Genomic DNA, 7,746 nt, shown 5'->3' on the forward strand with positions numbered 1-7,746 from the left:
CTGGTAGCCGCTCGCTCGGCAGGACCGCTCATCGCACTGCGAGCGCGTTCGCAAGTCGCTCCAGCGTTGCGAGCTGCCAGTGCTTCTCGGCGACGAATGACTCAGGGTCGCAGACTGCGCCATAGCCGCCTTCTGCGTAGACCTGAGCGTACGCGGCATAGTCTGCCGCCTGAACAACCCGGCCGGCCAGCGCATTCGCCACCGCATAGCTGGCCGATACAGCTGCGTGTCCCACGCCATCCAATGATCGGGAACCTTGATGCTGATTGGCCAGAGCCGCGGCCTCTGCTGCAGCTTGATCGAGCGCCCCTCGATCCGCTTCGCCCTTGACGTACGTCACCAGGACGTCGAGGCAGCATGTGACCCTCTCATCCTCGAGCAAGTGACGGACTCGTTCGACGCATTCGCAGGCAAACGCCAGCTTCAGTGCCTCGTACCGGGCAGACGATGCATGGGTCTGTAGGGCTGAAGAAATTGCATCGGTCATGGCTCGTGCTCTCCTGTGATGCCTCGCCGCGAACGTTTGCTGGTCGCCCGCATCCTGCCACATGAGCCGGTCGCGTGTGGCTTGACCGCGGCGCCACCAATCGCGCCCCATTGCCCCTGTAGGACCACACGTATTCAGTCGACGAGATCTATGTGAATCTGACCCTTGCTCAGATTGTCGCGAGCGCCGACGACCGCCAAGACCGGCCAGGCTCGTTCGACGTAGGTCCCGGCTTCGGTGGCGTCGCGGCGAAAGATACATGTGGTTGCAATGTGATGCAACAAAAGTTCGCTTGTTTGGGGGGTACGATGACCTTCGCGAGCGTGGCCGGCTGTTGGCCGGAAGCCGCAACACGCATCGGAACCGAAAATCAGCCGCCTCGTCGGCCGCAAATGCTGCTGCCTTGTTGCAAAGGGTCTACATACGTCCTGTCACACGCATTAGCAACACCTACGATCGCACCGCGCTCCGCGCCGCCGCTGGATCGGTGAGGTGCGCAAGTTCATCGTTTGGAATGCTCCGACACCGGCAGCCCCGCGGAGTGCACTGGTCGTGATCAAGCTTGAAATCCCCGTCCCGAATTCGCCTTGTAACGACGTTCGCGTCGTGCGCAATGTGCCCGAAGGCATCTCCCCGTCCCATCGCATTCCGAAAGCCGAAAGCCTTTCATGCCTGATCCCAAGATCGACTTTCTACGTGGCAGCGCTCCGGCCGAGGCGCAGCACCACGCGGAGCCGCCGGGCGGCGCGCGCAACTGGATCGACACTGCGCTCACGGTCGTGATCCAGCAGTCGGGCTTCCGAGGGATGACCGGACTCGCTCGCCCCGATCGGCGCTCAAGCCCTGGACGAGTCGCGCGGCTCGCGCGGGCAGGCCCACGCCTTCTTGAAGCGTTGGACCATCCGGGTCTTGCATGCGCTCTCGCGCTCGGTCTCGAGCGCGGCGATGATGATCCACTGGGCCGGGTCCAGCTGCAGGTCTTCGGCCAACGCACCGGCGATCACCGGCGAGAGCCGGCCGCGGCTGCGTGCCGTTCGCAAGGCTTCATCCGACAGCCCGAGGCGCAGCGCCCAGGCGCGCAGGTTGTCTTTCTCAAGCGCCATGCGCAGGAGATCCATCGTCGTGGCCGGCCGGCAGGTCGCGGCCTTTTCTTGCGGATTGAAGATGCTGGTCATGGGGCGGTGAGCGGGGGGTGCCTACAGGCACTGCGTGTGCGGGTGCGCCAGCGTTCTGCCCGGAGAGCGACTCGCGAAGCGCTCCAGCAGGATGCGTCCGAGCCGGGTGATCTCGTCGACAGTGGCGGGCGATTGCGCCTGGGCGCGCTGGAGTCCGCCCGGCAGCCGCGCTGCATCGGGGATGGCGGCCTTGATGGAGCCGCTCAGCTTCAGGATTCTCAACGTCTCGATTTCACCGTGGTCGACGATACGGAGGGGAAGCCTGGCGTTCGCGAGGCGCTGCAGCAGATCGATGGGGCGAGGAAACTCGTACATGCGTTGAAGGTTCTCGGGATCGCACATCCGGACCGGGTGCGTCTATGGAGCGCGAATGTAGTGACGCTGCCTGCGCTCCACAATCGAATTGACAAAACATGAGAATTCATGCGCATGAGAGGCGCGGGCCGTGCAGTCCGAGCGGCAGGCCGGGCCGCAGTTCCCTCCTACAACCAAGGTCCTCGAATTGACATTGCTTGACAATCCCCGGCCGCATTCGCGCGAGGGGCCCCGGTACACTTTGTTGCCAATCGGCGCCCGGCCGTCTTCGCCGGGCACTCACTGAAGAGGTATCAGAAAAATGCGAGTTGCCGCACTGGACGACGACGTCGATCAGCTCGACCTCGTCAGGTGCACGCTGCAGGCCATCGGGCATGACTGTCATGTCTTTGCCGAGGGCGCTGCATTGCGGCGGGAGCTGCAGCGCGAGACCTTCGATCTGCTGGTGCTGGACTGGCACTTGCCCGACATCACGGGGCCGGAGATCGTGCGCTGGGTTCGCTCGAACCTGCAGGCCCGCATCCCCATTCTCTTCGTGACCAACCGTCACGAAGAACGCGACGTCGTCGAGGGCCTGGCCGCGGGCGCCGACGACTTCATGGTCAAGCCCGTGCGCGTCGGCGAGCTGGCGGCGCGCGTGCGCGCGCTGCTGCGGCGGGCCTACGCGGACCCGCAGCCCGAAGAGCAGAGCTGGGGACGCTACCGCTTCGTGCTGGCGAGCCGGCAACTCGAAATCGAGGGCAAGCCGGTGGCGCTGACGCAAAAGGAATTCGACCTCGCCTTGTTCCTGTTCCGCAACGCGGGGCGGCTCATCTCGCGCAAGCATCTGCTGGAGACGATCTGGAGCGTGAGCAATCCGCCGGGGACCGAGCTGATGTCGCGTTCGCTCGACACGCACATCTCCCGCGTGCGCACGATCCTCGGGCTGCGCCCCGAGAGCGGCTATCGCCTGGCCTCCATCTACGGACAAGGCTACCGATTCGAAATGCTCGGCACCGATGACAGCCGTACCGGCTGAGCATGCGGCGCGGGCCGCACGCCGCGGGGCAGGGCGAATCGGGCGGTGCATCGCGGGCGTGCTGCTGGCGCTGCATGCCGCGCTGGCCTCCGCCCAGCCGGCGCCCACCGCGTTGCCGGACCTGGTGCATGCGGTGCGGGCGGGTGAAACCCTGTTCGGCCTGGCCGAGCGCTACACGGGCCGTTCCGATCGCTGGCCCCTGCTGCAGCGGCACAACGGCATCGCGGACCCACATCATCTCGACCCGGGCACCCGGGTGCGCGTTCCGGCCGTGCTGCTGGCCGCTGCCCCGAGCTTCGCGACCGTGGCCTACGTGACGGGCGAGGCGCGCCAGTTCCCTGCGCAGGACCGGCCGCCCGAGCCGCTGCAGGTGGGCGCACGATTGGCGGAGGGCACGCGCATCGAGGTCGGTGCCGACGGCTATGTGCGGCTTCAGATGAACGACGGCTCGCTGGTGCGCCTCCCGGCGAATTCGCAGGTGCGGCTGGTCGGTGTGCGGCAGCAGGAAGCCTTGCAGGCCAGCGAGACCCTGATCCAGCTGGAAGCGGGCCGCGTGGATGCCTCCGCGCAGCCGCAGCGCAGCCCCTCCAGCCGCTTCGAGATCCGCACGCCCCTGGCGGTGGCCAGCGTGCGCGGCACCGAGTTCGGCGTGGCCCTGCAGCCCGACGCCGCCGTCACCGGCGAGGTCACTCACGGCGCCGTGGAGCTGAAAGGCCTGGGGCGCGATGCGGGCCGACGCGGCACCCGGCAGCAGCAACAGCTGCGCGCGGGCGAGGGCGCGCGCGTGAGCAGCGCCGGTGCAGTGGGACCCGTGCGCAAGCTGCCGGGCCCGCCCGGCCTGGCAGGTCTGCCCGCGACCGTGACCGAGCTCGACTTCGTTCGCCTGCCGCTGCCGGCCGTCGCGGGCGTTGCGGCCTATCGGGTCCGCATCGCCAGGGACGAGGCCATGGAGCAGGTGGTGCGCAATGGCGTGTTCGCCGGCGCCGAGTTGCAGGTCGCCGGCCTCGAGGACGGCAACTACTGGATCGGGGCGCGCGCGGTGGACGCGGAAGGCCTCTCGGGCCTGGAGAGCAGGCGTGCGCTTCGCGTCAAGGCACGGCCGGTGGCGCCGCTCTCGCAGCGACCGTCGCCCGGAGAAAAGATCGTGGGCAGCGCGGTCGAGTTCAGCTGCACGCAACCCGCCGGCGTTCGCCGCTTCAGGCTGCAGGTCGCAAGCGACGAGGCCTTCGAGGCCCTGCGGGTCGACGATCAGGCCCTCTCCGAATGCCGGCGCTCGACCGCCTTGCCCCCCGGCCGCTATTTCTGGCGCGTGGCATCCGTGGGCCTGGCGCCGGACGGAAGCCCGGATCAAGGGCCCTTCAGCGCAAGTCAGCGCTTCGAGGTGGTGGCGCCGCCGCCGGTGCCGGCGCCCAAGGTGGGCGGCGAAGACGGCGGGCTGCAGGTCTACTGGACCGCGGTGCCCGGTTTCCGATACCACGTGGAGGTGTCGCGCGACCGCGACTTCGCCGAGCGCGTGCACGAATCGACGGGAACCGAAGGCTTGCTGCATCTGAAGGACCTGCCCCCCGGCACCTACTACGTGCGAATGCAGGCGATCGCGCCTGAAGGCGAGCGCGGCGCCTTCTCTCCCGCCCAGGCGGTGCGCATCGAGGCCGTGCTGCACGACGCCGGCGGCGGCACCGTGCGCGATGGCGGCGGCCGGCCCATCGGCCGCCAGTAGCTGCGCCCAGGGCTTGCCGCGAACCATGCCGAACCGTCGCTTCTTCGCCGCAGGTCTTCGCCTGCCCTGGCGCCGGTTCGAATGGCTGGCCCTGGCGATCGTCGTTGCGGGCCTGGTGCTCGCGCTGGACCGCTCCGGCTGGCTGCAGGGGCCGAACCGATCGCTGCAGGACGCGCTGATGTTCCTGCAGGCGCGACCGGTCGATCGCAGCGAGGTGGTCATCGTGGCCATCGACGACAAGAGCGTTGCGGCCCTGGGACGATGGCCGTGGCGGCGCTCCTTCCATGCCAACCTGATCGACCGCATCGACAAGGACGCGCCCGCCGCCATCGGCATGGACCTGCTCTTCATCGAGCCGGAACAGCGCTTCCCCGCCGACGACGCCGTGCTGGCCGCCGCGGTGTCGCGCAGCGGCAAGGTGGTGCTTCCGCTGATGATGCAAAGCCACAACGCGGAGCCCTTCATCGTCGAGCCGCTGCCGGCGCTGCGCCGCGCTGCCGCAGCGCTGGGCCATGTGCACCTCGCCGTCGACGGCGACGGCGTGGCCCGCAGCGTGTACTTGCAGGAGGGCCTCGCCGGCGGCCGGTGGGATCACTTCAGCCTTGCCATGCGCAAGATCGGCGAAGCCGGCCCGGGCTCGCCTCCGGCGGAGGCCGATGCGGCGAGCACGGGTGCCGACGGCGTTCCCGCCTGGCAACGCGCGCGCAGGATGATCGTGCCCTTCGCGGGTCCGCCGGGGCACTTTCGGCAGCTGTCCTATGTCGACGTGCTGGATGGCGCTTTCGCTGCGGGCGCTTTCAAGGGCAAGTACGTGCTGGTCGGGGCCACGGCGGCCGGCCTGGGCGACCTGTACACCACGCCGGTCTCGGGCCGCTCGAAGCTGATGTCCGGCGTCGAGTTCTCGGCCAACGTGCTCGACAGTTTGCTGCGCCAGCGCAGCATGGCCCCGCTGCCCGGTTGGCTCAATGCCATGCTCAACGTCGTCCCCGTGCTGCTGGCGCTGGCGGGCATGGCCTTCATCGGCCCCCTGCCGGCGCTGTTGCTGGCAGTGGCCCTGATGGCGCTGCCCCTGGTCGCCGCCGCGGCCGCTGCTTCCTTCGGCCTTCAGTTCGCGCCGGCAGCAGGCATGCTCGGGGTCGGCGTGGGCTATGCGTTGTGGAGTTGGCGAAAGCTCGACCTGGCCTCGCGTTACCTCGTGGACGAGCTCGGCCGGCTGCGCCGCGGCGGGCGCTTGGGGGCGCTGGCCGGCAGCGCGACCGCTTCGGGCGATTACCTGGGCCGCCGCATCGACGCACTGCGGCAGGCGGCCGAGCAGTTGAGCAACCTGCAGCGCTTCGTCAGCGACAGCCTGGAAGGCCTGCCCGACGCGACCCTCGTCTGCGACCGGGGCGGGATCGTGCTCCTGGCCAACGCTGCGGCGGCTCGTCATTTCGGTGCCGACGCCGGCGCCGAGCTGCAGGGCGCCCCGGCGCCTGCCCTGATGGCGGACGTGCTGTCGCAAGCGGACCACCGGCCGGTCGTCAGCGCGGCCAGCCTGGCTGCGGCGCCCGCCACGGTCTCTGCGGCCGCGCGCGACGGGCTCGAGCGCGACCTGCTCGTCAAGCAGGCACCTTCGTTCAGCGGGGGCGGCGAGCACGTCGGGTGGATCGTCTCGCTGGTGGACGTGACCGCGATCCGTCAGGCCCAGCGCCAGCGGGACCACGCGATGCATTTCCTGAGCCACGACATGCGGGCACCGCTGGCTTCCGTTCTCACGTTGCTGAGCTTGCAGCGGCAGAGCCCATCGGCGATGACGCAGCTGCAGTTTCATGAGCGCATCGAGCGCCATGCGCGCAAGGCGCTGGGCCTCGCCGACGATTTCACGCAGCTGGTCCGGGCGCAGTCGAGCAGTTATCGGGTCGAGCGCTACAACCTGGTCGACGTGCTGCTCGAGTGCGTCGACGATGCGTGGGAAGCGACGCGCCGGCATGGCGTGCGCATCACCATGGCGCCTTCGCCGGAGGAGGCGCACAGCGTGATCGACCGGGAGCTCGTCGCGCGCGCCATCGGCAATCTTTTCGGCAACGCGCTCAAGTTCTCGCCGGCGGGATCGTCGATCACCTGCGCCGTCGAGGCGCTTCCGCTCGCGTGGGCGGTGCTGGTGCAGGACCAGGGGCAGGGCATCGGCGAGGAGCTGCAGGCCCGATTGTTCCAACCTTTTTCCAGGGGAAGAACCGGCGACCACGTCGAAGGTGCCGGGCTCGGACTGGCCTTCGTCAAGACAGTCGCCCAGCGGCATGGCGGCAGGGTGCTGCTGGACAGTGCGCCGGCGCGCGGCAGTGCGTTCCGTCTCGTGCTGCCCCGGGCTTGAGCGCGCGTTCGAAAGCCTTCCCGTCTGCCCGCGGCGGGCGTTCACCGCTGCAGGCGCCCTAGGCCGGCGGCATCGCCTCAAAGCCGGGCAGCGTCCGCAGCAGCGCAGTCATCGACTTGGCAGCAAGCGCCGGTACATCGGCCATGTCCACCCACCTGAACTGGTCCACCTCCGGGGTCATCACGCCCGATGCGTGGTGCGGAAAGAAGCTCGTGCACCTGCATGCCGCAATATCGCAGTCGCGCGTGTGCAGGACGACACGGAACAGGTGCAGGTCCTTGCGGGGCATGTACGCCATGCGCCCGAGCTCCTCCATCGAATCCGCGGCCAGCTCGATACCCGTCTCTTCCCGGACTTCGCGGATGGCCGCCTCGCGCGCGGACTCGCCTTCTTCCGCAGCGCCCTTGGGGATGTCCCAGTGCTTCTGCCCGGTGGCATGCGCCATCAGCAGCTGACCTTGCTCATTGAGGATGAGCACGCCATAGGAAGTGGTTTTCATGGCCTGCGGATTGTTCGTCGAAAGCGGTACGGCTCGCGAAGATGGGGCCTGCCTGAGATGCGCCCCGCGCAACCTGTCCTTGACGCCCTTCAGCGGCCCTTCGCAAGCTCCAGCTTGGCGATCGCGTTGCGGTGCACTTCGTCCGGTCCGTCCACCAGCCGCACGGTGCGCTGGTGCGCGTA

General features: G+C 68.6%; 7 protein-coding genes. 3 read left to right on the forward strand and 4 right to left on the reverse strand.

What is annotated here, in order from left to right; genetic code table 11:
• Positions 1–28: 28 nt before the first annotated feature.
• The 3 genes from AC3A6Y_RS22805 to AC3A6Y_RS22815 all read right to left on the reverse strand — a co-directional run bounded on the left by AC3A6Y_RS22805 (position 29) and on the right by AC3A6Y_RS22815 (position 1,977).
• Positions 29–487 (reverse strand): hypothetical protein, encoded by a 459-nt coding sequence (locus tag AC3A6Y_RS22805; RefSeq protein WP_487870494.1) that lies wholly within the window; start codon positions 485–487, stop codon positions 29–31.
• An 836-nt stretch (positions 488–1,323) separates the two neighbouring features.
• Positions 1,324–1,662, reverse strand: a complete 339-nt coding sequence (locus AC3A6Y_RS22810) for a hypothetical protein (protein WP_487870495.1) — start codon at positions 1,660–1,662, stop codon at positions 1,324–1,326.
• A 21-nt stretch (positions 1,663–1,683) separates the two neighbouring features.
• Positions 1,684–1,977 (reverse strand): hypothetical protein, encoded by a 294-nt coding sequence (locus AC3A6Y_RS22815; RefSeq protein WP_487870496.1) that lies wholly within the window; start codon positions 1,975–1,977, stop codon positions 1,684–1,686.
• Positions 1,978–2,278: 301 nt separating this feature from the next.
• Here AC3A6Y_RS22815 and AC3A6Y_RS22820 point away from each other — a divergent pair, with 301 nt between their 5' ends.
• From AC3A6Y_RS22820 to AC3A6Y_RS22830, 3 genes are read left to right on the forward strand one after another with little or no spacing between them, the layout of a single operon-like run.
• Entirely contained in the window at positions 2,279–2,995 is a 717-nt protein-coding gene (locus tag AC3A6Y_RS22820; protein WP_487870497.1) for a response regulator transcription factor, read from the forward strand.
• Positions 2,976–4,715, forward strand: coding sequence for a FecR family protein (locus AC3A6Y_RS22825; RefSeq protein ID WP_487870498.1), 1,740 nt, complete (start codon positions 2,976–2,978; stop codon positions 4,713–4,715). Before AC3A6Y_RS22820 ends, AC3A6Y_RS22825 begins: the two co-directional genes overlap by 20 nt.
• A 25-nt stretch (positions 4,716–4,740) precedes the next feature.
• The gene (locus AC3A6Y_RS22830) at positions 4,741–7,065 is read left to right on the forward strand and encodes a CHASE2 domain-containing protein (protein ID WP_487870499.1); all 2,325 of its coding nucleotides are present in this window, start codon (positions 4,741–4,743) and stop codon (positions 7,063–7,065) included.
• 58 nt (positions 7,066–7,123) lie between these two features.
• Here the strand turns inward: AC3A6Y_RS22830 and AC3A6Y_RS22835 are convergent, their stop codons facing one another.
• Entirely contained in the window at positions 7,124–7,564 is a 441-nt protein-coding gene (locus AC3A6Y_RS22835) for an NUDIX hydrolase (RefSeq protein WP_487870500.1), read from the reverse strand.
• Between the last annotated feature and the right edge of the window lie 182 nt (positions 7,565–7,746).

The sequence above is a fragment of the Variovorax sp. Soil_C_17 genome (assembly GCF_057657265.1).